Source organism: Bacillus sp. LNXM12-1 (genome assembly GCF_003004375.1).
In the GTDB taxonomy this organism is placed as follows: Bacteria; Bacillota; Bacilli; order Bacillales; family Bacillaceae; genus Bacillus.
This window is the reverse complement of sequence record NZ_PVWX01000001.1, coordinates 489,090-513,992: the sequence shown is the minus strand read 5'-3', so window position 1 is coordinate 513,992 and position 24,903 is coordinate 489,090. Positions and strand designations below refer to the sequence as shown.

Below are 24,903 nucleotides of genomic sequence, written 5' to 3'. Positions count from 1 at the left end.
TTGAAGGGATGAGATCATATGACAGTTTCAGTTGTAAAAGTTCACATTGGCACCCTTTCAGATTTTCCGCTGCAGCTAGGGAAAACAGTCGCAGCCGGTACTCTTGAATTAGCTGTCTTTCAAACCTCTAATAAGCAGTTCAAAGCCATTGAAAACCGCTGCCCTCATAAAGGCGGTGTTCTGGCTGAAGGAATGGTAAGTGGAGACCATGTCTTCTGTCCAATGCATGATTGGAAGATTGATCTTTCGTCAGGGAACGTTCAAGCACCAGATCACGGATGCGTTAAAACGTATGAAACATTGGTCGAGGGGGACGATGTCTTTATTTTATTGCCCTCATAAATAGTTTAGATCCTTCCTTTCATGTATATGCTGTATGTAAATGCAGCAAGAAAGGAAGGAATTTCTGTGCCGTTTTTTAGTATTTTGATTGAACTATTTATCGGGTTTTCCGCCTTATTTTTTATTACAAAATTATTAGGGAAAACACAGTTTGCACAAATCACGCCGTTTGATTTTATTTCTGCACTGATTTTAGGCGAAATGGTCGGAAACGCCATTTTTGACCCAGAAGTCAAGATTCAGCACATTTTGTTTGCTGTTGCAGTGTGGGGCGTTCTCATCTATACAGTTGAATGGTTTTCACAACGCTTTAAAGGTATTCGAGCCTTTTTAGAAGGAAGACCTACGCTTGTCATTGATAAAGGGAACATTCACTACAATCGTTTGAAGAAAAATATGCTTGATCTCAATCAGCTGCAGACACTGATTCGCGCGAAAGGTCATTTTGCCTTGCATGAAATAGAATATGCCATTTTGGAAACAGACGGCTCTGTCAGTGTTCTTCCGAAAATGAAATACGCAACTGCCACAGCAGAAGATGTGAACGTGAAGGGAAAAGAAGTCAAATTGCCTAGAACATTTATTATTGATGGCGAAATTTTAAAAGATGACCTACAAGAAGCTGGCTTTGACGAAACATGGCTGAGTGAGCAATTAAAAAAGCAGCACATTTCTTCTCATCGAGACGTTCTATTTTGTGAATGGATTGAAAATGAAGGGATTTATGCGATAAAATATGAAAAATCTAAAAAACATCCACAACAAAATTAAGTGGGTGTTTTTTTTGTGTGTCATGAATAGGATCAAAAAGAATGTTTGATTGAAAATGTTCACAAAGAGGAGGAGATGTGCGATGAAGTATGGAAAGGTATGGCTTGTATTCGTTTTGTCTTTATTACTATTTGACTCAGCTTCACTTCAAGCAGCCGGACATCAGAATCAAACAAACCGCGTCCTTGTGGTCGATCATAAGGGAAATGGCACGTTTCGAACCGTTCAGTCTGCCATTGATGCGATTCCAGCGAACAATCAACAGCGCGTAACGATCTATATTAAAAATGGTGTGTATAAAGAAAAGATCCTGCTTCCGCAAAATAAACCGCACGTGTCCTTTATCGGCGAAAACCAGCACAAGACGATTCTGACGTATGATGATACAAATGCAAGAACTGGCAGCACAACAAATAGCTCCAGCACTATGATTCGTTCGAACGACTTTTACGCAGAAAATATCACCTTTCAAAATACAGCTGGCAGACATGCTGGTCAGGCGGTTGCGCTGTATGTGTCTGGCGACCGGGCTGCGTTCAAACAAATACGGGTCTTAGGGTATCAAGATACACTTTATGCAACAGGCTCAGGCCGGCAATATTATGAAAACTGCTATATCGAGGGCACGGTCGATTTTATTTTTGGATCAGCCACAGCTGTGTTTAAAAGAGCTGAAATAAAAAGTCTTGGAAATGGGTATATTACTGCAGCATCCACAACAGAAGCACAAAGGTATGGCTATGTATTCATCGATTCTACGTTGAAAAAGGGGACGGCAGCTGCTCAATCGGTTTATTTAGGACGTCCGTGGAGGCCACATTCCGCTGTGACATTCCTCTATACAAAAATGGATGAACATATTAAGGCAGAGGGATGGCATAACTGGGATAACCGTGATAACGAAAGAACAGCAAGATATAAAGAATATGGATCGACTGGGACCGGAAGCAATGTAGCAAATCGCGTTAAATGGTCCAACATTTTAACGAAAAACGAAGCAAGTCAAATCACGGTGCAAGCTGTTCTTGGCGGAACCGATGGCTGGAATCCAGAAAAGAGGTAAAGGGCTTGTCAGTTTTCGTCAAAGAAAGCTGACTTTTCTGTTTAAAAAACCTTTGAGAACAAACGTTCTTTTGTGTATAATGAACATATTCTTCTAAAATTGGCTGCGATAAAAAAGGAGGGATTGCGTGAAGCGTTTTTCACAGCTCTTGTTTTTACAAATATGTATCCTGTCGATTTTATTTCTCCCTTTTTCAGCAAAAGATGATCAACTTACAGCTCGTGACGACTCACTGCCGTGGATGACAGCTTTAGATGAATTCATACGAACAGCACCTGATTTAGAGGGCGCGATCTCCGGCGTCAGCGTCCGCAATACTTCTGACTCCTCTCTTCTTTATGAACATCAAGCCGATATTCGTCTTACTCCTGCTTCTAATATGAAACTGCTCACATCAGCCATCGCCCTTGATATACTAGGAGAAACACACACATTCCTGACAGATATCTGGATGGATGGTTCTATTCAAAAGAAAACGTTACATGGCAACCTGTATCTACGCGGTACCGGGGATCCGACTTTATTAGAGGAGGATTTTGCAGCACTTGCCAAACAAGTGAAAAAGGCCGGAATACATACGATTCGCGGACAGCTTGCGGCAGATGACACTTGGTATGATGATACGCGATATTCTATTGATTTGCCTTGGAGTGATGAAGATCAATATTACGGTGCACAAATCTCTGCTCTCACAGCTTCACCGAATCAAGATTATGATGCAGGAACCGTGATTCTCGAAGTAAAACCAGGAAAGAAAGCAGGGCAAAAAGCGACCTATGACATCATCCCGAAGACTTCTGTCCCTCAAGTCATGAATCAAGTAAAAACCGTGCCAGAAGGCGGAAAAAAGAAAATTTCTTTTAAGCGCTCTCACGGCACAAACAAGATTACGTTGACTGGAACCATTCCGGTTAAAGCGAGTTCATCTAGACAATGGGTAGCGTTATGGGAGCCAACCACTTATGCGTTAGATTTAATGAAACGAGCGTTAAAGGCGGAAGGGATTCAAGTAAAAGGACCGCTTAAAACAAAACAAGTTCCTAAAAAAGCCAAGAAAATTGCCACCCATTCATCGATGCCTTTATCAGATCTGCTTGTTCCCATGATGAAACTCAGCAACAATACCCATGCAGAAATGTTGCTAAAGGAACTTGGAAAACAAGTGAAAAGCAAAGGGAGCTTTGAGGATGGACTGGATGTCATGAATGAAAGGCTTCCTGCTTTTGGCATCAATCCTTCGCATGCAGTGCTGCGAGATGGGTCGGGCATATCACCTATTAACCTTGTTTCTGCCAACCAGTTCACGTTATTTTTGACAAACATTCAAAAGGAAAAATGGTTTAAGACCTATGAACATGCGCTTCCGTTAGCAGGGGCAAGTGAACGAATGGTCGGAGGGACGTTAAGGAACAGATTGAAAGAACCAGCTACACTAGAAAAAGTACGTGCAAAAACAGGTTCATTAACAACGGTTAGCACACTTTCTGGATATATTGACACGAAGAGCGGAAAGACGGTCGCCTTTTCCATTTTATTAAATCATCTTGTTGATGACGAAAAAGGGAAAGAGATAGAAGACCATATTGTCAGCATTTTAGCTGAGAATCTTTAGATAGAGAAGGAGTACCATCATGACGTTAGATAACAATCAATCTTTAGTAAAAACCATGTCCATTTTTCTCGTCCCGCTTTTGCTTAGCAATATTTTGCAATCAATCGGACAGCTTGTATCCATCGTTCTTGTCGGTAGATGGATTGGAGAGGATGCAGTAGCTGCTATTTCTGCATTCTTTCCGCTTTTCTTTTTACTCGTTTCTTTTTCCATTGGAATTGGATCGGGAAGTTCCATCCTTATTGGACAAGCGTATGGCGCGAAAAATGAAAAAAGATTAAAAGAAATTATTGGCACAACGCTTTCATTCACCTTTTTAATCGGACTTTCTTTAGCGATCATTGGAGGTTTATTTGCAACAGACATCCTAAATCTCATGGGAACACCTGCAAATATTGTGGAGGAAAGTGCGGCATATGCCAGAATTCTATTCATCTCAATGCCGATCTTATTTCTTTATTTTGTTTACACAACCTTCCTGCGAGGAACTGGGGATTCAAAAACGCCTTTTTATTTCTTAATGATTAGTACGGCAACGAATATTTTGACGCTGCCCATTTTATTATTTGGCTGGATGGGACTGCCGGCATTTGGTTTATACGGCGCTGCATATGCTTCTGTGATTTCAACCATTGTGACGTTTATTATTCTACATATCTACTTATATAAGACAAAGCACCCGCTTCGCATTGATGCATCAGTGAGAAAGCATTTATTGATGAAAGGGGATCTACTAAAAACATTATTAAAGCTCAGCATTCCATCGAGCATTAATATGATCCTTATTTCTTTATCAGAAATTGCTGTTATTTCTTTTGTCAACGATTATGGATCACAGGCCACAGCTGCCTATGGTGTTGTCAATCAAGTCGTGAGCTATGTGCAGATGCCGGCAGTGAGTCTTGGCATTGCAGTCTCTATCTTTGCAGCACAATTCATCGGTGCAGGGAATATCAACCGCTTGAAAGATGTGATAAAAATCGGGTTAGGGCTCAATTTTGCCATAGGCGGATTCATTATTATCATCGTTTATCTCTTTGCACCACAGATTTTATCTATCTTTTTAACAGATTCTAAGACGATTGACATTGCCTATAGCTTGGTCGTCATTACATTATGGAGCTATCTTATTTTTGGAACGGCCCAAATTGTTGCAGCCACGATGAGAGCAAGTGGAACAGTTTTATGGCCAACAATCTTTAGTATTTGCTCCATTTGGCTTGTAGAAGTACCAGTCGCTTATGTGCTATCGCACTACACATCCCTTGGCATCAAGGGCATATGGATTGGCTATCCTGCGGCTTTCTTTGTGAACTTACTCCTTCAATACGGCTACTATCAGCTCGTATGGAAGAAAAAACAAATTGTAGCGCTTGTTCAGTCATAATGTGAAAGTGTGAAGCAGCATATACATACGAAGATCTATCACTTTTCAGGAGGTCTGATCTTCTATGTTTTTGAATCAAAGAAGTGAACTGAGCTCGCACAATATCGGTGATTTTTCTTATGCCGGACCAGATTTCCAAGTGCTGACATGGGGGGAAGGTGCGACACTAAACATTGGGAAGTTTTGTTCCATCGCAAACGAAGTGAAAATTTTCCTTGGCGGTGAACACCGGACAGATTGGGTCACAACGTATCCGTTTAATCAAATTTTCAAAGAAGCTGCCCACATCAAAGGACATCCCAAATCAAAAGGAGATGTGCAGATAGGACACGACGTATGGATTGGATATGGCGCGACGATTATGTCAGGAGTATGTATAGGGAACGGAGCAGTGATCGGAGCAAATAGTGTCATCACAAAAGATGTGCCGCCATATGTAATTGCTGCAGGAAATCCGCAGCAGTTCATGAAATATCGGTTTTCATCCGAAATGATCGAAAAACTGCAGTTATTAGAATGGTGGAATTTAGAGTTTGCAATCATCCAATCTATTTTTCACCTTTTGCAGTCTCATGATATTGAACATTGTATAAATGTAATAGAAGACATAAAAAAGAAAGGCTGAAAAAGCCTTTCTTTTTTCGTTTAGCTGAGCCGTATAATGGTCAAGGCAGCACCTGCAGCAGCACCCCCGCCAACTAAAACAGCTGTGGCAACAGCCCCAAAAAACTGCAGTGAAATGATGCTTCCAGCTGTTAAATTAACGATTACAGTATTATGGATAAACGAAGTAGAGATAACAGGTGATTGAACAGAACTAGGCACAGTGGTTGCTCCATTTAAAAGCAAACATGTATTAATTAAAAGAGCTGCAGTGGTGTTGACTTGATACGTAATATAATATTTATCAGTTTGCAGAACGGTAAAAACAGTACTTGTGCCGTTTGCTGTAAAACCAGTAATGTTTTGAAAGTTTGGCAAAGGAATATTCGTTCCTCCGGCTACAGTAACAATGGTAGGGCCAGAACTATTAGCAGCATAAAGTGCTGTATCCGTAAAACCACCTGTTCCAGTAGCACCGGTGATTCCCGTTTCGCCAGTAGGTCCAGCAGCACCTGTGCTACCTGTTGAACCTGTAGCACAGGTGCTGCCAAAAGCGTATAATCCGGTGACGTATCTGGCGTACCTAAAGGTGGAGCAGAGTCCACAATATACGTACCACCTTCATAAGTGACAACTTGACCCGCCTCGTAATCTTGTGATTGTGAGGGGTTAAAAGGGAGGGTGCCGGTTAATCCGCCAGCAGGTCCAGTTGGTCCGGTTGGCCCAGCGGGACCTGCTGGGCCTCTTCGTCCAACCCTTTGAATTGTTTTTGATTGTTTTTCTCCTTTTTCACATGGGGATTCCCTCGAGACCTGTTTTGTTTTGAATGTTCTTGATTGATAAATGGACAGTCTCTTCTTTGAGGACGGTCATGACGTGATCTTTTGTAATGAGGCTGCTCATGATATTTACCGCAAAAGGGACATTTGTGATCGAATTGATTGTACAAATTGCCCATCTCCTAAAATTGATATTTCATTCTATGTGCAAATTTTCAAATTTGAAGTAAAACCTAGAAACTCATCATTTCGAAAATCATCGAATCAAATCATTTAAATGTTTCATGATTTTATGTTATGGTGTTGAAAGTATATAACTAGTATGATTTTTGACAGAAATGGGGACATCATTTATGAGTCAATCAGTTTTACAGCGCACAGCTTATTCCGTTTTAAATTTATCCTCTGTGACAGAAGGAGGCACCATTAAGGAGTCTTTTGAACATAGTATGGATTTAGCAAAAAAGGCGGAGAAGTGGGGTTATCATAGATACTGGCTAGCAGAACACCATAATATGGAAGGTGTTGCGAGCTCTGCAACGTCCGTTTTAATTGGATATATTGCTGGGGGAACCGAAAAAATTCGAGTAGGATCTGGCGGGATTATGCTGCCAAACCACTCTTCACTTGTCATTGCCGAACAATTTGGGACACTTGAGACATTATATCCGGGGAGAATTGATTTAGGTCTTGGAAGAGCACCAGGGACAGATCAGTTAACGGCAAGAGCTCTCAGACGTAACCTTCATAACGGAGAAGATTTCCCTGAGCAGCTAGAAGAACTTCGGCAATATTTTAAACCAACCGGACAGGTCAAAAAACAAGTAAGAGCCGTTCCAGGAGAGGGTCTAGACATTCCGATTTGGCTGCTTGGTTCAAGCGGTTTTAGCGCAAGACTTGCAGGAGAGCTTGGATTGCCATTTGCCTTTGCGGCACATTTTTCACCTAAAAATACAATTCCTGCTTTAGAGTTGTATAGACAGTCATTTAGACCTTCTGATGTGTTAAAAGAGCCTTATGCCATGGTGGGTGTGACAGTTTTTGCTGCAGATCAAACAGAGCGAGCTGAATATTTGGCGACCTCTCATTATCAGCGGTTTTTGAGTCTCATTCGAAATACTCCAGGAAAACTCAAAGCGCCTGTTGACAGTATGGACGGCCTTTGGAGTCCGTATGAAAAAGCGATGGTGGATGAACAATTAAGTTCGACAATGATCGGGGATAAAGAAAAGGTGAAAAAAGAATTGGAAGCCTTTATTGAAGCCACTCAAGCAGACGAAGTGATGATTAATTCGGATATGTTTGACCATCAAGAAAGAATGCGCTCGTATGAAATCATCGGAGAGATCTTCCAAGAGGCACAAGAAAAATAAACATGAAAAAAGAACTGCACAAAGCAGTTCTTTTTTATTTATGCTTTTGTAAAAATACGAAATGGTTGTCCAATTGGCAGCACAGTACGGCCAAAATGAGTATTGAGCACAACTGCTGCTGAACCATAAAACGAAAGCAGGGAAATGATCAATTCTGCGATACCTGCAATGGTATGAGTCACATCGTACATCACACCAAACGAGCTAAGGGAAAGACCAAGGAATAAGAAATCAATAAAGACGAAAATCAAAAATAATACTTTATGTGTTTCCATTGCACCAATCGTCATAAACAAGCTGAAAATCAAATAACCGATAAACGCAAAACCTAGTTGTTTTGGATCTGCTGCTCCCGCAAGCGTTTTCCCAAAAACGCCGGCTTGAATGAGCCAAGTCGTTCCAACGCCCATCCAAAAAAGACCGAATGCGCCAAAGGCAGTGGCTCCAAAAATATTATGATGCTTTGAATCTTGTATGGACGCGATTAGCTGCGCGATGCCTCCAAGGAAGATAGCCCAAGGTAAAATAAGGGAAGTGCCCTCTGTAATTCCTAGTTTTTGTGAGGACGCAACGAGCGTCACCATTGCTAAACCAAACAAACCAAGTGGTGTTGGGTCTGCAATTGATAATCGAATAGCTTGAACATTCTGTTTTTCCATAATGACCTCCTACAATTTGCACTTACAAAAGATACTCGAATTAGACCGAAACGTCAAGCTCTTTTTTAGTAGACACTTGCAACGTCTTCCAAATAAATCTATATTTAATACATATCAAATGTGATAGAAAAAGAGGGATAAAATGAGTAAAGGCTTAGCTGGAAAAACGATTGCCATTTGTGGAACGAGAAAAACAGAAGAAATGCGTACACTTGTCGAAAAGCAAGGAGGACAAGCCGTTATTCGTTCTCTTCAAGGAACTGTATTTTTAGCCAAAGAGGAGTTAAAGCCAGGCATTGAAACCTTTGTGAAGCAAGGTGCGGATTGGGTGATTTTCACAACAGGCATCGGGACAGACACATTGATTGAGAGTGCAGAAGAGCTTCATCTGGGGGAAGCATTTATGCACATTCTATCAAATGCGCATATTGCTTCAAGAGGGTATAAAACCTTTGCAGCACTCAAAAAACGCGGAATTCAGCCAGACGTATCTGATGAAGATGGAACGGTTCGTGACATGATCTCAAAGCTTGAAGACAAGGAGTTTCATGGCAAACGCGTCATGGTGCAGCTTCACGGGGAAAACGCTCCGGCTCTCATCCAGTTTTTACATGACAAAGGGGCTGATGTTTTGCCGCTTTTACCTTATCAGCACACACCTCCTGAACCAGAGGCCGCAGAAACATTGCTTCAAGAAATGAAAGATGATAAAGTCCATGCCGTCTGTTTTACAACCGCTGTTCAGGTTCACGCCTTTTTCACACTAGCGGCAAAATGGGGTAGAAAACAAGAACTCCAAGAGCTATTCGAGCAGCACGTACTGGCAGTGGCCGTCGGAAAAGTCACAGCTGAAGCTTTAAAAGTAGAGGGAATAGACAGAATTCTAGCTCCGTCACTTGAGAGAATGGGTGCAATGATTATGGAATTATCCCAATATATGAAAAAACAATCATCACATTCATAGAAAAAACGCCTTTCACCCGATCAGTGGAAGGCGTTTTTCATTAGATTGTCCGTTTTCGGTTCGTACGAATTTTTTTGATGACGAAATAGAGAACGATCAGGACGATCGCAATGGCCATAATAGGGGTTGTATAAGCGTGAGCAACACTTTGAATGTGATCCCACTTTGTCCCAAGCTGCATACCGAGATAGATAAATAAGATCGACCAAGGGATGGCAGCTAATCCTGTCAAGAGGACAAATTTCAAAAAAGGCATTTTGGCAATACCTGCTGGAATGGAGATGGCGTGGCGGACAACAGGAATAAAGCGCGCTGTAAACACCACACCGGTTCCATATCGGTCAAACCAGCGCTCTGCAGTTGCGATATGGTGTTCATGGATGAATAAGTATTTTCCGTACTTTGTTAAAAAAGGTCTTCCGCCATAAAGACCGATCCAGTATATAAAACACTGTGCGAGCGTACCTCCGATGACGCCAGCGATAACAGCTCCAACAAAACCGATTGTTCCTGTTGACACCATATATCCGCCATAAGCAAGAACAATTTCGCTCGGAATGATTTCAATCATCAGACCTAGTGCTACACCTACATAACCAAGGCTTGTCAGCCAGGTTAAAATTTCATTGAACAAGGTTCCCATTCATTTCACTCTGCCTTTAAATACGAATTTTCTTCAAGCATCCTTATAAAAGCCTATGCTTGTTTTGCTTTTCTCATGAGTATGCTTTCCGCTTACCTCCCACGGCTAAACCGAAAGACGCCTCATGAATGCCTGGCTTTTCCACCAAGTCTGTGACGATAAACTCTCGTCTAGCAAACTTTATCATACCATATTTGCTTGTACCTAGACGATCTACTTGCTGAACACTTGTTATGTGAAGAACTATCATGATGTCAGTGGTCAAATCAGTAAAGAAAATATGAACAGGCTGCATCCGTTTTTTTCAACAGATCATGATATAATTTGTTAGATGAAACGAACGGGTGGTGCACAAACATGTATTTAACAATCGCAGAAACAGCTGAATACTTAGAAGTAGCTGAAGCGTATATTGAGAAATTAATCCAGCAAAAAAAGATCCGCTATGTATTTGACGGCGAATCCTATCTGATTTATCAAGGACAGTTTCAAACGCATATGAAGCAGCTTGAACAATACAAAGAGCTCGTCCAAGAGATTTTAAATGAACCGATTCCTGAAGATCCAGATGTAAAGGACGAAGATTAGAAAACATTGTTCTTTTCACATGATTCAATGATGACAAATATAAAAGATCATACATATGCAATAAAAGGAAGTGAATGGAGTGGAAAAAGCCGCTTTATGTGAAGCCTGTCAAAAAAACGCAATGAATGTAGTAGAGAATTCTGATGAGCCGAAACAGCCTTATCAATTATGTCATCCGTGTCACAAGAGACTACTCAACTATTCATTACGACCTATTGAATGGTATAACTTAGCCGTTCTCCATTCTCCTAAACAATTTTTACTGCACGATGACTTTTATGGAGAGGACGGACAGGCTTTCCAATTAGAGGATGATGTCATCGTCACCAAAGAAGATAAAGCACCCACATTACAAGACGTTCGGCAAGATTTGGCGTCTTTATTAGACTTTTCAATCACTAGGTGGTTTCTTGAGGGTGATGTCATCGATGCTCTGAAACAGCACGATGAGAAAAAGATCTTAGACTCTGTTCAAAGTCGGTTTGATGAAACTCGGCATGTCGAAGTGAAATCACGAATGATAGAAATCGCGGCTGATGTTTTAGGTACATCTGCCGCTGGGTGGGTTAGGGAACTTTTGGATCAGGCTGACGAAGAATTTCTTTATCCACTTTCCTGGGCAGCAGCCAGCAGCCTGCCAGAAGATGAGGGTTTACAACATGTGATAGAGAAATTGAAATCGATCAGTGAAAAAGAATTGCCGACAGCTGCTTTTATCTGCCTGTACCGTTTCCGTTCTTACAAAATCATGGATTGGATGGAGTCTGCCTGTACCCAATTTCACGATCATTGGGGAAGGCTGGCAGCCGTAAGCTGTCCAACCTGGGATAGAATGAAAACATGGCTCGACAAAGGAAGACCTTTCAGCTTAATTGCACTGGATACAATGGCAAACTGCGCTAAAGGGAATAGACCAGTCCTTGTGGAACAATGTTCACCTAAAATCCTTAGAACAGATAAAAATGAAGTAGAGAACACTTTAAATGACTATCTTCAAAAAGATCGCGTGCCACGAGTCAAAATGAACGTGTCTAAAATAATGAATAACAAAGAAGACATTTTCGAATAATTTTTCACTCATTTATTGACTGACACCGGTTTGAACAATTTTCATATGGCATTTAATTTGTACATCCGCATCAGGATAGATTTCCTGCCATTTTTCTGGTGTCATTGCTTTGTCTTTTGATCGATACCTCAAACCCAGCCCAAGCGGATCTATGTTTTGCTTTTTAAAGGACTGAACAAGGTCTTGTCCTTGCTTAGCGACACGTTTTTCAACTTTTCTTTCAACATGGTCCAATATAGAAGGTTTATCAATTTTTTTGGACTTCATAAATTCTTTTAATTCACCTTTCAGCTTGATATCAATCGTGATATGAGGCTTTTTTGTTAGGTTTTTCGTTGGTTTGATCTGGTAAGACACATGTGATTTGATATTTTCAATGACGACATGGGTCTTTGCTTGATCATCCAATTGAAACTCGTAGATGCCATTTTTATGATTTTCAATCATCGCTTTAAATGTGAACGTTTCTTCTCCAGGGATATGACCCACCATTTTTTCTTGATCAAACAGAGCGACTCCTGTGACCTTGATGGCATTGCTTGTTTTTTTGATGTAAGGGAGGTAAGCATCGACCCCTTTTGCCAGCATCTGATTCATAAAAATATGCTGATTGGTCACAGGTTCATTGCCATTTCGCATATTTTGGGTTAACAGATCAGAGAGATACACGCCAATATTCAAGTTCGTTTGATTCATTTTTGTGTATAATAACTCTTCAACTTCTCCGCCTACAATCGCAAACACTTGGCGTGAACCAATGATAGGATCACGATAAATGTAATTCATTAAATCGATCATGCCGACTTCTTTTGCTAATTTTTCACTGATTAAAATAACGAGCACCTGGCCCATGACCACTGGAAAAGGTGATTTTTCTGACACGAGAAACTGAATATTACTAATGGTGTTTGACCTCGCACTTAATATTTGATAACTTCCTTGCTCTTCACTTTTAAAGACAGGGAAGACGAAGAAGCCCTTCATTTCGCCATCTTCTACTAAATCAAATCCTGCCGCCTGAGAGATATTTAATTCATCTAAAAGGCGAGGCTGTGCACAGCTAGTTAACAAAAGACTAAACAACATGAGACCCATGAGTATATAACGTTTCATGCTCGTTTTTTCACCCACCTTTTTTTCAGCATCAGCCCAATGACCATACAGACAATCAATCCATATATAAGAATGTATCCGCTATATTCCACCCATTGATTAAAGGCTTCAAAAGAGGTTGCCCCGGCAAAAAACGAAAACATGACCAAAATGAGGATGCTGAGACAGATTAAAGTGACGCGCTGACTCGTATGAAATACTTGTTTCGCCATTCGGCTCGCTGCCCATAATGGAATGGCGATATTTGGAATGATCAGAAGCAGCCAGAGGGACACTTCAATAAATTCAAAGCGCTGGATAAAGGGAAGTTTCACAATACTTGTTAACGTTAATGTCGGCCATTTTGTTAATTTGAGCTGAGCACTAGAGTAATACGCAATGGAGACGAGAAAGACAAGTAAATTTAAGCATGTCGTGAATAATGCCCCCATGTGGGCAAATTTTTGTGACGTCTGTGCTTGTTTAATAAAGGGATAATAGACAAGCAGCGTGCCAAAACCAAACATGGATAAGGAGGCATCTTTGACGCCCATTACCAGCTGCGAAAATGTATGATCAAACATCGGAAACATGAAGCGAATGTGACTATATTTCATGACATAAAAGCAAATAAACGTCATCCAATACGTCAGTACAATGCTAAAAAATGCCCATCCAGCAATGGTTCTAAAGCCGCCGGTATGAATGTAATACACAAGCAGCAGCAGTACAGACGCAAACAATAGACCAGGAATTTCTTTAAACAGCCATACATGGATCACATCCATATAGTGGACGAGAACGGTCAACGACAAAGAAGCAAAATATAAGATATAGAGTATGTTGAATAATTGCCCAATCCATTTGCCAAATACGTATTGCGTGATATCACCAAATTCATCCGAAGGGGCCTTTCTAAACATCAAGTACATCAGAAAGATCATCACATTGACGCTGATGCCAGAAATAAGAATGGCGATCCATCCATCATTATTCATAGAACGAACAAGGTTTGTTTGAAAGTTTAAAATGCCGACACCTACTTGATTGGCATTGATGAGAAAAAACACAAAAAAAGGGGAAACTTGAAATTTTTCTTTCACAGAAGAAGAACTCATGCTTTCACTTCCTTATTCATAAAAATCATTTTTCCCCTTACGGCCTTGCTTAGGCTTTTGCCGGTGAATCGTTTCATTTTGCGGGCGTAAATTTTCCGGTCTTTTATTCAAAAAGCGGAGCTGAGGACGAATCAAGCTACCCTTTAAATCCGTCAGACGCAGTGGAAAAATAGGCTCTAGATACGGCCTTCCAATAGACGTTAATTTCATTAAATGGGTGAGTAGGAAAGATCCCATCACGGCAATGCCTAATGCACCCCAAATCTGTGCTGCAAATAGAAATGGAAATCTCAGCAGCCGAATGGCACTGCCCATTTTGTAAATAGGGGTGACAAATGAGGCAAGAGCAGAAAGGGCGACAATAATGAGTAAAATATTACTTGTTAAGCCTGCTGCCACAGCAGCCTGTCCAATGACAATCCCGCCAACAATCCCGAGCGTCTGCCCGACTTTAGCTGGGAGCCTCGAACCTGCTTCTCTTAGTAATTCAATCGAAATCTCTAAAAATAGGGCCTCAATAATCGGAGGAAATGGAACAAGATAGCGCGAGGACACAATGGTTTCTAATAAATCCTTTGGGATCAGCTCATAATGAAAGGTTAAAACGGCTACATATAAAGGTGTCGCAAAAATGGAGAATATCACTGCAAATATGCGTAACAGCCGAAAGCAAGAAGCCGCCATCCACGACATATTGTAGTCTTCCATTGTGGAAAAATACTCAAGTAAAATAGTCGGGGCAAGCAAGACATGAGGCGATCCATCGACTAAGATGGCAATTTTCCCTTCTGTTAAACCTGACGACACGCGGTCGGGTCTTTCTGTATTTAAAAACAATGGAAAGATCGTATTGGATACATCATAAAGCATTTGAGCGAGGTAATTCGCATCTAAAATCTGATCATAATCAACGTCCTCAATGCGCTGGAGAACGGTTTCGATGTTTTGCGGGTTGGCGATTTCTTCAATATATAACACCGCTACTTTTGTTTGAGATAGCGTGCCAACTGTCTTTTCTGCCACTTTCAGGTTCGGCGTCGGCAGCCGCCGCCTGACCAAATTTAAATTGGTATCCAAAACCTCCACAAATGCTTCCTGGGCACTGATAATGCCAAATTCAATCTCGGGGGGCCCAACTTGTCTGCCTTTCTTTTCTTCAATCGGTATCAGAAGTGCTTTGCCCCAGTCCGTTTCGAGCCGAATGGCCATATTGCCCAGATGAAGGGCTTCTTCCACTTTTTGAAGATCGGTCGTGATGACAGACTGTTCAATGGGGATTCGTTCTTTCAGCTCCTCAAGAGTGGGGGTGAGGTGCAACTCTTTCATGCAGGGCAAAATTTGTTCATGGAGTAGATGACCATTAATTAAAGAACGAAAAAAAGAGATTCGATAAAGAAAACCTTCACTTCGTGACAATTCGTTTGTAAAATCAGAGGAACGTGACAATGCCTCAAATACTGAATTTGGGTCCTTTTGATGTTGTTTGTTTTTCTTCAGCACTTGAATCATCTCCTTCCGCGATTTGCCTCTATTATCCAACTAATTGTCTGAAGATATGCATGAAAAAAAGCGTTCAGCTTGATGAGCTAGACGCTTTTTTTCCATATTGAACGGCTTCTAATAAAAAATCTGCGAGATGGACGGCACGCATGCTGGGCGATTGTCCTGAACGTTTGATACCCGCTGCCATTTGCAAATGACAGCCTGGATTGGACGTGACAATGGCAGCCGCCGCTGTTTGACTAGCTTCTGTCATTTTATGATCTAAAATTTGCATCGACATCTTTGGTTGCAAAATATTATAAATTCCGGCGGATCCGCAGCAGCGGTCGGCATCCTTCATTTCTTTAAATGATACCCCGTGAATCGCCTTCATCAGCACCCTTGGCGCTTGCTCTACACCCATTCCATTTCGTAAGTGACAAGAGTCTTGATAGGTGATGATCTGCTCTGGCAAGGCAAGCGATGTACGCCGGTGAAACTTAAGCTCCACGAGAATATCTGATATATCCGTGATTTTATTTGAGAAGGCTTCACCTCGCTTTTGAAAAGCCGGATCATCCTTTAGCAAATGATCATAATCACTTAAAAAGGCACCACATCCGCCCGCATTCATGACAATGGCATCTGCCTCAATCTCCTCAAATGCTTCAATATTCCGCCTTGCTAACTGTTTCGCTTGCTCCTTTTCTCCGCTATGGCCATGAAGTGCACCGCAGCAAGTCTGAACAGGAGGGACGACAACGTCACAGCCGGCCAGCTGCAAAAGCTGGATGGTCGCTTCGTTTGTGCTGGAAAAAACGGTGTCCATTAAACAGCCAGTAAAAAAGGCCACACGCTTTCTTGCCGTGCCAATGGCTTTGTATTCTAACGCACGGCTTTTTTGTTGACGCGGCACCTTTGGAAGGGCCTGCTCCATCAGCTGTAAATGCGGCGGAAGCACCTTTAGCATGCCAGACTTGCGGGCGGCCGTTTGCAGACCAGAGGTTTGATAAAATCGCAGAAGTCCAGCCGCTTGACGCATTCGACTTTGTGAAGGAAAGAGTCCTTTAAACACAACACGTCTCACAAATTTGACAGGAAGAGATTGTTTTTTGTGCTGCTGAAGGATGTCTCTCGCATCCTCAAGTAAACGTCCATATTTGACGCCGGAAGGGCAGACCGGTTCACATGCACGGCATCCAAGACAAAGGTTCAGTGAATGTTCGACATCTTCATCCGGCTCAATCACGCCGTCTCTCACCGCCTTCATTAAAGCAATCCGGCCGCGGGGAGAGTGAGTTTCTTGTTGACCGGATTCAATATAAGTAGGGCAGGAAGGGAGGCAGAAGCCGCAGCGCATGCAGTTGAGCAGCTCCTTTTCATCCATTTGCTGCTGAAAGTTTTGCTGAATCTCTGATTGTTTAGGGGAATTCATGAGACCACCACCCGCTTTCTTGCTGCTTTTCCAAACACCTTATCAGGATTCATAATATTTGCTGGATCTAGCGCTTGTTTGATTGCTTTCATTGCAGCGATTCCTTCTTTTTTGACCTTTAGCTCTAAATAGGGGGCTTTCATCAGACCCACGCCATGTTCACCCGTAATGGTGCCGCCAAGGGAGACTGCTTTTTCAAAAATGGCCTGAAAGGCTTCTTCGACCCGCTTCATTTCTTCTTCATTTCTTGCATCGGTTGCACAAGTAGGATGTAAATTCCCGTCACCTGCATGACCAAATGTACAGATTTTCACTTCGTACTCTCTCGCAATGTCTTCGATCGCCCGCACCATGTTCGCAATTTCAGACCGGGGGACTGTAGCATCTTCTAAAATCGTTGTGGGGCTTAAACGGGCGAGGGCAGATAAAGCGGCTCGTCTCGCTGTTAAAAGGGCACTTGCCTCTTCTTCAGAATGTGCGATATTTACTCCTTTTGCACCGTGCTGCTGACAGACCTTTGCGATGTTCTCTATATCACGGGAAACGGCCTCAGGGTTGCCGTCCTGTTCGATTAATAGCACCGCTTGAACGTCAGTCGGCAGGCCGATTTTGGCAAAGTCTTCGACGACTTTCAGTGTCGGCTGATCCATAAATTCTAATGTGGCGGGGATAATACGCTCTGCAATAATCGCCGAAACTGAAGCGGCTGCTTCCTCTAGGCTTTCATATAAGCAAAGCATCGTTTGTTTGGTTTCTGGAAGCGGCAAAAGCTTCAGCGTGGCTTCTGTGACAATTCCGAGCGTTCCTTCTGATCCAACAAATAAACGGGTCAGATCATATCCGGCCACGTCCTTTGCGAGCTTGCCGCCCGTTTTGATGATGTCACCGTTTGGCAGAACCACTTCAAGTCCAAGTACATAATCTCTCGTCACGCCATATTTTAACCCCCGGAGACCACCTGAATTTTCATTAATATTGCCGCCTAACGTGGAGATTTTCATCGAGCTTGGATCTGGTGGGTAGAAGAGACCTCTTGCCTCTACTTGGCGAATAAGTTCCTGTGTGATCAAACCAGGCTGGACCGTTGCGGTGAGGTTTTCTTCGTCTATTTCGATTAATTGGTTCATTCTTGTAAACAACATCACAAGTCCGCCTTGTGTAGGACAGGTTCCTGCACAAAGGTTCGTTCCTGATCCTCTAGGCACGATCGGCACCTTATATGAAGCGCAGAGCCGGACAATTTGCTGGATGTCCTCAGCCGCGCGCGGGCTTACGATGACATCTGGCATATGCTGAAAATTAGGTGTTGCATCATAAGAGTAGGCAAGCCGATCGGCTTTACTGTCTTGTACATAGGGCGCCCCGACAATCTTTTTTAATTGACTTAAAAATTCAGAATTTAACATGCGCATTCACTCCTACTGATTAGACATACCGTTTCTTTCAGTATAAAAAAAGAATCGCCTCATGCCTATGGACGATTCTACAAAATATTGGGCTGTTCGCCTCGTTTATTTGGATGATGATCTAATAGCATCAAGGCTAAATAAAAGAGCATCGCATCTTGCATGCGTTTTGGATCAAGTGTCGTTAAATCTTGGATACGTTTTAGTCTGTAATGCAGTGTATTGATATGTACGTGCATCGCTTCCGCGGTATACTTCAATGAGTAATCTGATGTTATGAGTACACGCAATGTTTTCACTAGTTCAGGGTAGGGGAGAAGTGGGGCGATCGTTCGATCAAGGAACACTTCTTTTGTTTCCTGACTCACTTCTTCTATAAAAAGTTCAAGTGTTAAATCCTCATCAAACACAATCGGTGTATCCACATTCGCCAATTTTAAGGCACGAAAGGCTTGATGAAAGGATTGCTTCATCATATGTCCAGCTGCTGGTTTTCCCGCACCTATCAAAACCTTTGACGTGGAACGTGAGGTGAGGGAAGCATGGATGTGAAAAAGACGCTGCTGCAAGGTATCACGATCATTTGCCGAGGTTTGCAGCATGAGCAAAAAGCGGGCATGTCCCCAGCGAACGATCATTTCCTGACTTGTGAGATGCAGCATTTCCTTTACTTTTTTGTATTGATCCTGCTTCATAAACGATTCATCGTGACAATCAATGAGGACGACGATACGCTGCTTGTTGACATCAAGCTGAAGCCGCGCTGCTTTTTCAGTGAGATTGATTGCTGTCTCTGGCAGATGAAGCCAGTCGAACACAAACGCTTCAAGCTGCCGTTCATCGGTTTCCGTTTCTAGAAAAAATTCATGCTCTTGAATAAGCAGTTCGGTCATTTTTCGTAATATTTCGCCAAATGGAGAGACATGGACGGGATTTCCTGTCATCCCAATCACCCCAATGACCTCTTGCTTAAAATAAATAGGCAGATTGATGCCGGCTTTGACCCCTTTCATTTGCTGCTCATCATCCTTTGTGAGGATTCGTTTTTGTCCTTCAAAGGATGTCAGATACGCCCCTTCATGAAATTGACCAATGCGCGCTGGATCTGTTGCCGCAATGATGGTGCCGTTTGTTTGTGCGATGATGATTTCCTCAGTCAGCACTTTTTTGACCTCGTCTACGATTTTTTCTGCCAGTGTCATTGTGAGCAAAACGTACCCCTCCGAGATGTTTCTTTTGACACTATCATACCATCATATGCTGAGTCATATCTTTCTTTTCATGAGTTATGCTAAAATAATAAACGCACATGAAAGAGAAGAAAGGAGACATAGCCATGTCATTGCAAAATCGCTTACAAGATTTACTGAAAGAAGGACAAGCGCTGCCAGACTTTGAATATGACGAAGCGGCGCGCCACAATTGGCCTTTAGAAGGTGCAAGAATAAAGGAAGAGGCACGCTTTAGCGATGTATATATAGAGCGTGTAGACAAAGAATCCGAGGACATGATTCAAACAGAAGGCGCCTCATTTCTAAACACACCGCTTACATATGTAAAAAAACATCAAAAAGAATTCATTTATATCGAATCAAAGTGGTTTGATGTGGTGAGAGTCGATGGATTAGCCATTGAATGGGACGAAGTGTTTCAAACGTATACCGTGTTATTCGGTTTAAAACGTCCTAAAAAAGACACAGGTATTTTAAAAGACATGCTGGCTCCATTAAATGGTGCGCAGCTTCAATTTAATGGGCAAGACGGCTTATTCGATGTGAATTTACAGCTTCTTGAGCTTGAGGACATCCACGAAGATATGCCTTTCATTGAAGTCATCTCAGCCGTATACCGTTTTTTATTCCGCATGATCATGCAGCTTGAAATGAATGAATCAAAAAACGGCTCAAATTCCTGAGCCGTTTTTTTGTGATCCATTTATTTACGTCTGCTCATTTGATGAAGGCGTGGCAAACCGTACATCATGCTCTTTTCCATATTGAAGATAATCTTCACTTGGCTGTTTATTCGTGACGACGACATCAAGATCGTGTAAATCACAAAACGTGGTCAAAGCGTAGTGATCGAACTTACTATCATCAACTAATAAAAACGTTTTGGCACTTTTTTCAACAACTGTCTTTTTAATATCCGTTTCAAGTGGGGACGAATTCGTGACTCCGTGATCAATGGATAAACCAGTTGATGCGATAAAGGCTTTATTGACATTGTAAGCTTTCAAACGCTCTACACTTTGATAGCCAACGAAAGAATTCGTTTTTCTCTCAAGCATCCCGCCGGTGGAAAAGATAGTGAGATTTTCATAAGGCATCGCCTGTGTAATAAAATCTACATTATTGGTCACAACGGTCACCTGTTTCTCAGTCAAATAGGGAAGCATCTCAAGTGTTGTCGTACCAGAATCAACAAAAATCATATCCCCATTTTCCACAAAAGCAGCAGCCGTTTGTCCGATCAATTGCTTTTTACTGAGCTGGCGGGTCTTTCGCTCTTGATATACTACTAATGTTGAATGGTTCACAGCGACTCCGCCATATACTTTTTTGAGCACGCCGGATTCGACCAATGCTTGTACATCTCGGCGTATCGTGTTTTTTGAGACGCCAAAATGCGCCACAAGCTCATCAAGTGAGGCAGATTCCCGGTCAAACACATACTCTTTGATTTGCTGAATCCGTTTTGTTTTTATCATGCTTCATATCTCCAATCCATCCGAATCTCCTTTTTCCATTATACCAAATGGCTTCTCTTTTCCCCATCTCAATAAAAGCGTATGATAGAGAAAAGAACGTAACGGAAAGGATTTTCACTTCTATGAATCAATCAAACAACCCATTTTCAAAGCTTGCGAATTTTAGAGAAGTAGGGGGACTTCAAACAACAGGTGAGATGGTGATCAGGCAGGGAATGATTTATCGATCCGCAGATCTATCGCGTCTCACAAAACAAGATATGTTGACGTTCTCAAAGCTTAGGATTCAAACCATTTGTGATCTCCGAACAAGCTCAGAACGCAAATCACATCCGCCAAAAATCAAGGAACACAACAAAATCGTTCATATCCCGATGCAGCCTGACAGTAAGATGCCAAGTAAGTGGACCATGTTTCGTATGCTGACAACTGAAGGGAAATCTCTTTCATTTGCACCGATTATGAAAGATTTATATCAAAGTATGCTCACAGAACGTAAAGAAGAGATTCAGCAGCTGTTCTCGCTGCTTTCAGATAAGAGCAATTACCCGCTGATGCTTCACTGCACGAGCGGTAAGGACCGGACAGGCTTTTTATCTGCCCTCATTCAATTAGCAGCAGGTGTACCGATGCCGGCCGTTTTAAGTGAATATATGCGTTCCAATGAAGGTGTGAAAATGCTTGTCAGAAGGCAGCAGCGATTTGTCCGCATGATGAGTTTATACCGGGTGTCAAAAGAGCAAATTCAACCGCTTCTCGGTGTGCAGCAAGATTATCTGGAAGATGTGCTAAACGAAATGATGGACACATACGGAAGTGCAGAGCGGTATTTAATCGAGGCTTGCGAAATACCTGAAGCTCAGCTCAAGGAAATGAAAAACATCCTGCTGACACCATCTGCTGGCATTCGATCTCAAAAAGCGGAATAAACTGAATATGAGGTGATGCAAAAAATGCTGAAAAAAATCAGTATGACGTGTCTAACACTAATTTTGATGTTTGTATTCTTATTGATTCCTTCTAGCAGTCTAGCTCGTCCAATGCCAAAAGGGAAGCTTGAAAGCACAAGAGAGATGCGCGCGGTATGGATCGCATCGGTTTATAACCTAGATTGGCCTTCAAAGAAAGGACTGCCTGTCAAAGAGCAGAAACAAGAGTTTATTCATTTGTTAGATGAGATCAAAGCGATGAATATGAATGCCGTGATCATGCAAATTAAACCGACAGCAGATGCCTTTTATCCTTCGGCATACGGCCCGTGGTCCGAATATTTGACCGGCACGCAAGGGAAAGATCCCGGGTATAACCCGCTTGAATTCATGATCGAAGAAGCTCATAAACGCGGGCTCGAATTTCACGCTTGGTTTAACCCGTATCGAATCACAATGAATCATACCGACCTCAGCCGTTTATCAGCCGATCACCCTGCAAAAAAACATCCAGATTGGACTATTGCGTACGGTAATCAGCTTTACTACAATCCAGGCATTCCTAAAGCTCAGGAGTTCATTGTCGGCAGCATAGAAGAAGTCGTGAAAAACTACGATATTGATGCAGTGCATATGGATGATTATTTTTACCCGAATAAAATAGCCGGTGTGCCGTTTCCAGATCAAGAAACGTATGAAACATATGGAAAAAAGGCATTCACGCATATAGAAGATTGGCGAAGAGATAATGTGAACCAATTGGTCAAGCAAATCAACGACACCGTGAAGAAAGTAAAGCCGTATGTGAAGTTTGGTATTAGCCCCTTCGGAGTCTGGCGCAACATAAAGGATGATCCGACTGGTTCAAACACCACAGCAGGGATGACCAACTATGATGATTTGTATGCTGATACAAGAGAGTGGATTCAGCAGCACGATATCGATTATGTCACCCCGCAAATTTACTGGAGCATCGGCTTTCAGGCAGCCGCATACGATGTGCTAACAAAATGGTGGTCAAATGAAGTGAAGGGAGAGCCTGTTCACCTGTACATTGGTCAGGCGACGTATAAAATTAATCAAAACAGTGATCCTGCTTGGTCTGATCCAGAAGAATACTTTCGGCAGATCAAACTGAACAGACAGTCGCCTCTCGTGCAGGGAAGCATGCACTTTAGCCTAAAGGATATCAATCGCAACCCTTTGAATGTCAAAAATCGATTGATAGAAGATGCTTACCGTAAACCGGCTCTCATTCCAGAAATGCCTTGGCTTCATCAGAAAGCGCCAAAAAAACCAATCATTCAATCTATTAAAAAGACAGCAGAGGGTGCGGCTTTACAGATCAAAAATGATCCGCAATCTACCGCATCCTATTACGCGGTCTATCGCTTGACGACGAAAGGAACATATGAATTGCTGCAAACCGTTAGAAAAGAAACCGGCACGCTGACATCTGTCAAAGATCTTTCAGTTCATCAGAATAAGAGTGATACTTACAAAGTAACGGCTCTCAATCGACTTCATCACGAAAGCAAGCCTTCTACAATAAAAGTGAGATAACGAAAAAGCATGAATGAGGATTTTCTTCGTTCATGCTTTTTTCTATTATTTTTGTTTTAATTTTCTGAATTCAGCCAAGCTTGGCATGAAGCAGCCACTTGATTAATAAATATGATAGAAAAGAGCCAAAGGGGGAAACAAGATGGATTTTGAATTAACGAAAGAACAACAAATGATTCGGCAGATGGTCAAAGAATTCGCCAAGGAAGAAATTGCACCACTCGCTCAAACCATTGATGAACAGGCCGTATTCCCGGTCCAAACTTTTCAAAAAATGGGAGAACTCGGCTTGATGGGCATTCCTTTTCCAGAGAAATACGGAGGCTCAGGAGGAGATACGATCTCATATGCGCTCGCTGTAGAAGAAATCGGAAAACAGTGTGCCAGTACAGGTCTTAGCTATGCCGCAGCCGTTTCCTTAGGCGCAAGCCCGCTTTATTACTTCGGTACAGAGGAGCAAAAGATGGATCACCTTGTCCCGCTGGCATCTGGAACAGCACTCGGTTCCTTCGGATTAACAGAGCCAAATGCAGGATCAGATGCAAAAGGGACGAAAACAAAAGCGGTCAAAGACGGACAAGAGTATGTGATTAGCGGGGAGAAGTGCTGGATCACAAATGCCAATTTTGCCAGAACCATTATCGTCACAGCTGTCACGGATCATGATGAGAACGGTCGCCCGATCATCTCCGCCTTCATTGTAGAAAAAGGTCAAAAAGGGCTGTCCATTACAAATCCATACGACAAAATGGGGGTGCGCGGTTCAGATACGGCTGAAATCATTTTAGACAACGTACGTGTACCAGCACATCATATATTAGGAGACCCAGCCAAAGGCTTCAAGCAATTTTTATATACATTAGACGGGGGACGCATATCAATTGCTGCCTTATCTGTTGGTATCGCGCAAGCTGCACTAGATGCTTCTCTCTCCTATGCAAAGGAAAGAAAGCAATTTGGGCAGACCCTCTCGTCCTTTCAAGCCATTCAATTTAAACTGGCAGATATGGCGATGCAAATAGAACTTGCTCGTCAAATGGTGTGGAAAGCCGCTTGGCTGAAAGATCATGGCAAGCCATTTACAAAAGAAGCTGCCTATGCCAAGCTTTTCGCTTCGGAAATGGCCACAAAAGCAAGTCTTGATGCTGTCCAAATTCACGGAGGAACAGGCTACATGAAAGAGTGCGGGGTAGAACGGCTTGTGAGAGATGCCAAGCTCATGGAAATCGGGGAAGGCACCTCTGAAATTCAGCGTCTAGTCATCGCGAGACAACTGCTATCATAACCCTTTTATGAAAACGCTTACCACTGATGG

General features: G+C 42.3%; 25 protein-coding genes. 14 read left to right on the top strand and 11 right to left on the bottom strand.

Translation table 11 applies throughout. From position 1 onward, the window contains the following. The first annotated feature begins 18 nt into the window (after positions 1 to 18). From nirD to C6Y07_RS02595, 6 genes are all read left to right on the top strand, one after another. Entirely contained in the window at positions 19 to 342 is a 324-nt protein-coding gene (gene nirD, locus C6Y07_RS02620; RefSeq protein WP_034660879.1) for a nitrite reductase small subunit NirD, read from the top strand. Positions 343 to 369: 27 nt separating this feature from the next. After that, the gene (locus tag C6Y07_RS02615) at positions 370 to 1,113 is read left to right on the top strand and encodes a DUF421 domain-containing protein (protein ID WP_170938391.1); all 744 of its coding nucleotides are present in this window, start codon (positions 370 to 372) and stop codon (positions 1,111 to 1,113) included. Between the two features lie 82 nt (positions 1,114 to 1,195). Beyond that, complete coding sequence (locus C6Y07_RS02610) at positions 1,196 to 2,176, top strand: pectinesterase family protein (protein WP_060596514.1); 981 nt, start codon at positions 1,196 to 1,198, stop codon at positions 2,174 to 2,176. A 127-nt stretch (positions 2,177 to 2,303) separates the two neighbouring features. After that, positions 2,304 to 3,788, top strand: coding sequence for a D-alanyl-D-alanine carboxypeptidase/D-alanyl-D-alanine endopeptidase (dacB, locus tag C6Y07_RS02605; protein WP_066030797.1), 1,485 nt, complete (start codon positions 2,304 to 2,306; stop codon positions 3,786 to 3,788). A 19-nt stretch (positions 3,789 to 3,807) separates the two neighbouring features. Continuing rightward, a complete protein-coding gene (locus tag C6Y07_RS02600; protein WP_060596512.1) occupies positions 3,808 to 5,175 on the top strand; it encodes an MATE family efflux transporter in 1,368 nt (455 codons plus the stop codon). Positions 5,176 to 5,239: 64 nt separating this feature from the next. Further along, positions 5,240 to 5,800: a CatB-related O-acetyltransferase gene (locus C6Y07_RS02595; protein WP_060596511.1), complete on the top strand. Its 561-nt coding sequence runs from the start codon at positions 5,240 to 5,242 to the stop codon at positions 5,798 to 5,800. A gap of 20 nt (positions 5,801 to 5,820) precedes the next feature. Here C6Y07_RS02595 and C6Y07_RS02590 read toward each other — a convergent pair whose 3' ends face one another. Continuing rightward, the gene (locus tag C6Y07_RS02590; RefSeq protein ID WP_106156208.1) at positions 5,821 to 6,156 is read right to left on the bottom strand and encodes a BclA C-terminal domain-containing protein; all 336 of its coding nucleotides are present in this window, start codon (positions 6,154 to 6,156) and stop codon (positions 5,821 to 5,823) included. A gap of 310 nt (positions 6,157 to 6,466) precedes the next feature. Beyond that, entirely contained in the window at positions 6,467 to 6,727 is a 261-nt protein-coding gene (locus C6Y07_RS18790; RefSeq protein ID WP_060596505.1) for a hypothetical protein, read from the bottom strand. Positions 6,728 to 6,910: 183 nt separating this feature from the next. On the opposite strand from C6Y07_RS18790, the gene C6Y07_RS02585 reads away from it, so the two are divergent. Then, positions 6,911 to 7,930 (top strand): LLM class flavin-dependent oxidoreductase, encoded by a 1,020-nt coding sequence (locus tag C6Y07_RS02585; RefSeq protein ID WP_106156206.1) that lies wholly within the window; start codon positions 6,911 to 6,913, stop codon positions 7,928 to 7,930. Positions 7,931 to 7,968: 38 nt separating this feature from the next. Here the strand turns inward: C6Y07_RS02585 and C6Y07_RS02580 are convergent, their stop codons facing one another. After that, on the bottom strand, positions 7,969 to 8,589 hold the full coding sequence (locus tag C6Y07_RS02580; RefSeq protein WP_106047896.1) for an acetate uptake transporter: 621 nt from the start codon (positions 8,587 to 8,589) through the stop codon (positions 7,969 to 7,971). A 142-nt stretch (positions 8,590 to 8,731) separates the two neighbouring features. Between C6Y07_RS02580 and C6Y07_RS02575 the strand changes: the two genes are divergently transcribed. Then, a complete protein-coding gene (locus C6Y07_RS02575) occupies positions 8,732 to 9,553 on the top strand; it encodes a uroporphyrinogen-III synthase (protein WP_106047894.1) in 822 nt (273 codons plus the stop codon). A gap of 40 nt (positions 9,554 to 9,593) precedes the next feature. Here the strand turns inward: C6Y07_RS02575 and uptA are convergent, their stop codons facing one another. Beyond that, positions 9,594 to 10,196 carry an undecaprenyl phosphate transporter UptA gene (gene uptA, locus C6Y07_RS02570; RefSeq protein ID WP_060596501.1) on the bottom strand — a complete coding sequence of 201 codons (603 nt, stop codon included), beginning with the start codon at positions 10,194 to 10,196 and terminating at the stop codon, positions 9,594 to 9,596. A gap of 357 nt (positions 10,197 to 10,553) precedes the next feature. On the opposite strand from uptA, the gene C6Y07_RS02560 reads away from it, so the two are divergent. Together C6Y07_RS02560 and C6Y07_RS02555 are read left to right on the top strand one after the other, a co-directional pair. Continuing rightward, positions 10,554 to 10,784: an excisionase family DNA-binding protein gene (locus C6Y07_RS02560; RefSeq protein ID WP_034660863.1), complete on the top strand. Its 231-nt coding sequence runs from the start codon at positions 10,554 to 10,556 to the stop codon at positions 10,782 to 10,784. 79 nt (positions 10,785 to 10,863) lie between these two features. Next, the gene (locus tag C6Y07_RS02555; RefSeq protein ID WP_223253260.1) at positions 10,864 to 11,853 is read left to right on the top strand and encodes a hypothetical protein; all 990 of its coding nucleotides are present in this window, start codon (positions 10,864 to 10,866) and stop codon (positions 11,851 to 11,853) included. 12 nt (positions 11,854 to 11,865) lie between these two features. Here C6Y07_RS02555 and C6Y07_RS02550 read toward each other — a convergent pair whose 3' ends face one another. The 6 genes from C6Y07_RS02550 to C6Y07_RS02525 form a co-directional block, all read right to left on the bottom strand. Continuing rightward, complete coding sequence (locus C6Y07_RS02550) at positions 11,866 to 12,966, bottom strand: Ger(x)C family spore germination protein (protein WP_060596499.1); 1,101 nt, start codon at positions 12,964 to 12,966, stop codon at positions 11,866 to 11,868. Next, positions 12,963 to 14,063: a GerAB/ArcD/ProY family transporter gene (locus C6Y07_RS02545; RefSeq protein ID WP_060596498.1), complete on the bottom strand. Its 1,101-nt coding sequence runs from the start codon at positions 14,061 to 14,063 to the stop codon at positions 12,963 to 12,965. The genes C6Y07_RS02550 and C6Y07_RS02545 overlap by 4 nt, the downstream gene beginning before the upstream one ends. Before the next feature lie 12 nt (positions 14,064 to 14,075). Next, a complete protein-coding gene (locus tag C6Y07_RS02540) occupies positions 14,076 to 15,563 on the bottom strand; it encodes a spore germination protein (protein ID WP_060596497.1) in 1,488 nt (495 codons plus the stop codon). A 73-nt stretch (positions 15,564 to 15,636) separates the two neighbouring features. Then, positions 15,637 to 16,980: a (Fe-S)-binding protein gene (locus C6Y07_RS02535; RefSeq protein WP_060596496.1), complete on the bottom strand. Its 1,344-nt coding sequence runs from the start codon at positions 16,978 to 16,980 to the stop codon at positions 15,637 to 15,639. Next, on the bottom strand, positions 16,977 to 18,386 hold the full coding sequence (gene glcD, locus C6Y07_RS02530; protein ID WP_060596495.1) for a glycolate oxidase subunit GlcD: 1,410 nt from the start codon (positions 18,384 to 18,386) through the stop codon (positions 16,977 to 16,979). Before glcD ends, C6Y07_RS02535 begins: the two co-directional genes overlap by 4 nt. Positions 18,387 to 18,463: 77 nt before the next feature. Then, on the bottom strand, positions 18,464 to 19,597 hold the full coding sequence (locus tag C6Y07_RS02525; protein ID WP_060596494.1) for a CdaR family transcriptional regulator: 1,134 nt from the start codon (positions 19,595 to 19,597) through the stop codon (positions 18,464 to 18,466). 125 nt (positions 19,598 to 19,722) lie between these two features. On the opposite strand from C6Y07_RS02525, the gene C6Y07_RS02520 reads away from it, so the two are divergent. Next, on the top strand, positions 19,723 to 20,301 hold the full coding sequence (locus C6Y07_RS02520; RefSeq protein WP_060596493.1) for a hypothetical protein: 579 nt from the start codon (positions 19,723 to 19,725) through the stop codon (positions 20,299 to 20,301). A 24-nt stretch (positions 20,302 to 20,325) separates the two neighbouring features. On the opposite strand, the gene C6Y07_RS02515 is transcribed toward C6Y07_RS02520, so the two are convergent. Beyond that, positions 20,326 to 21,096, bottom strand: a complete 771-nt coding sequence (locus C6Y07_RS02515; protein WP_060596492.1) for a DeoR/GlpR family DNA-binding transcription regulator — start codon at positions 21,094 to 21,096, stop codon at positions 20,326 to 20,328. Positions 21,097 to 21,218: 122 nt separating this feature from the next. Here C6Y07_RS02515 and C6Y07_RS02510 point away from each other — a divergent pair, with 122 nt between their 5' ends. The 3 genes from C6Y07_RS02510 (at position 21,219) to C6Y07_RS02500 (ending at position 24,873) form a co-directional block, all read left to right on the top strand. Further along, positions 21,219 to 22,025, top strand: a complete 807-nt coding sequence (locus C6Y07_RS02510) for a tyrosine-protein phosphatase (RefSeq protein ID WP_060596491.1) — start codon at positions 21,219 to 21,221, stop codon at positions 22,023 to 22,025. A gap of 24 nt (positions 22,026 to 22,049) precedes the next feature. Then, positions 22,050 to 23,588, top strand: coding sequence for a glycoside hydrolase family 10-like protein (locus C6Y07_RS02505; protein WP_106156204.1), 1,539 nt, complete (start codon positions 22,050 to 22,052; stop codon positions 23,586 to 23,588). A gap of 142 nt (positions 23,589 to 23,730) precedes the next feature. After that, positions 23,731 to 24,873 carry an acyl-CoA dehydrogenase family protein gene (locus tag C6Y07_RS02500; RefSeq protein ID WP_066030808.1) on the top strand — a complete coding sequence of 381 codons (1,143 nt, stop codon included), beginning with the start codon at positions 23,731 to 23,733 and terminating at the stop codon, positions 24,871 to 24,873. Positions 24,874 to 24,903 lie beyond the last annotated feature (30 nt).

Coding starts and splice junctions, on each gene's coding strand:
- nirD (WP_034660879.1), top strand. CDS start 19: ATGACAGTTTCAGTTGTAAAAGTTCACATTGGCACCCTTTCAGATTTT.
- C6Y07_RS02615 (WP_170938391.1), top strand. CDS start 370: ATGCTGTATGTAAATGCAGCAAGAAAGGAAGGAATTTCTGTGCCGTTT.
- C6Y07_RS02610 (WP_060596514.1), top strand. CDS start 1,196: ATGAAGTATGGAAAGGTATGGCTTGTATTCGTTTTGTCTTTATTACTA.
- C6Y07_RS02600 (WP_060596512.1), top strand. CDS start 3,808: ATGACGTTAGATAACAATCAATCTTTAGTAAAAACCATGTCCATTTTT.
- C6Y07_RS02595 (WP_060596511.1), top strand. CDS start 5,240: ATGTTTTTGAATCAAAGAAGTGAACTGAGCTCGCACAATATCGGTGAT.
- C6Y07_RS02585 (WP_106156206.1), top strand. CDS start 6,911: ATGAGTCAATCAGTTTTACAGCGCACAGCTTATTCCGTTTTAAATTTA.
- C6Y07_RS02580 (WP_106047896.1), bottom strand. CDS start 8,589: ATGGAAAAACAGAATGTTCAAGCTATTCGATTATCAATTGCAGACCCA.
- C6Y07_RS02575 (WP_106047894.1), top strand. CDS start 8,732: ATGAGTAAAGGCTTAGCTGGAAAAACGATTGCCATTTGTGGAACGAGA.
- uptA (WP_060596501.1), bottom strand. CDS start 10,196: ATGGGAACCTTGTTCAATGAAATTTTAACCTGGCTGACAAGCCTTGGT.
- C6Y07_RS02560 (WP_034660863.1), top strand. CDS start 10,554: ATGTATTTAACAATCGCAGAAACAGCTGAATACTTAGAAGTAGCTGAA.
- C6Y07_RS02550 (WP_060596499.1), bottom strand. CDS start 12,966: ATGAAACGTTATATACTCATGGGTCTCATGTTGTTTAGTCTTTTGTTA.
- C6Y07_RS02545 (WP_060596498.1), bottom strand. CDS start 14,063: ATGAGTTCTTCTTCTGTGAAAGAAAAATTTCAAGTTTCCCCTTTTTTT.
- C6Y07_RS02535 (WP_060596496.1), bottom strand. CDS start 16,980: ATGAATTCCCCTAAACAATCAGAGATTCAGCAAAACTTTCAGCAGCAA.
- glcD (WP_060596495.1), bottom strand. CDS start 18,386: ATGTTAAATTCTGAATTTTTAAGTCAATTAAAAAAGATTGTCGGGGCG.
- C6Y07_RS02520 (WP_060596493.1), top strand. CDS start 19,723: ATGTCATTGCAAAATCGCTTACAAGATTTACTGAAAGAAGGACAAGCG.
- C6Y07_RS02515 (WP_060596492.1), bottom strand. CDS start 21,096: ATGATAAAAACAAAACGGATTCAGCAAATCAAAGAGTATGTGTTTGAC.
- C6Y07_RS02510 (WP_060596491.1), top strand. CDS start 21,219: ATGAATCAATCAAACAACCCATTTTCAAAGCTTGCGAATTTTAGAGAA.
- C6Y07_RS02505 (WP_106156204.1), top strand. CDS start 22,050: ATGCTGAAAAAAATCAGTATGACGTGTCTAACACTAATTTTGATGTTT.
- C6Y07_RS02500 (WP_066030808.1), top strand. CDS start 23,731: ATGGATTTTGAATTAACGAAAGAACAACAAATGATTCGGCAGATGGTC.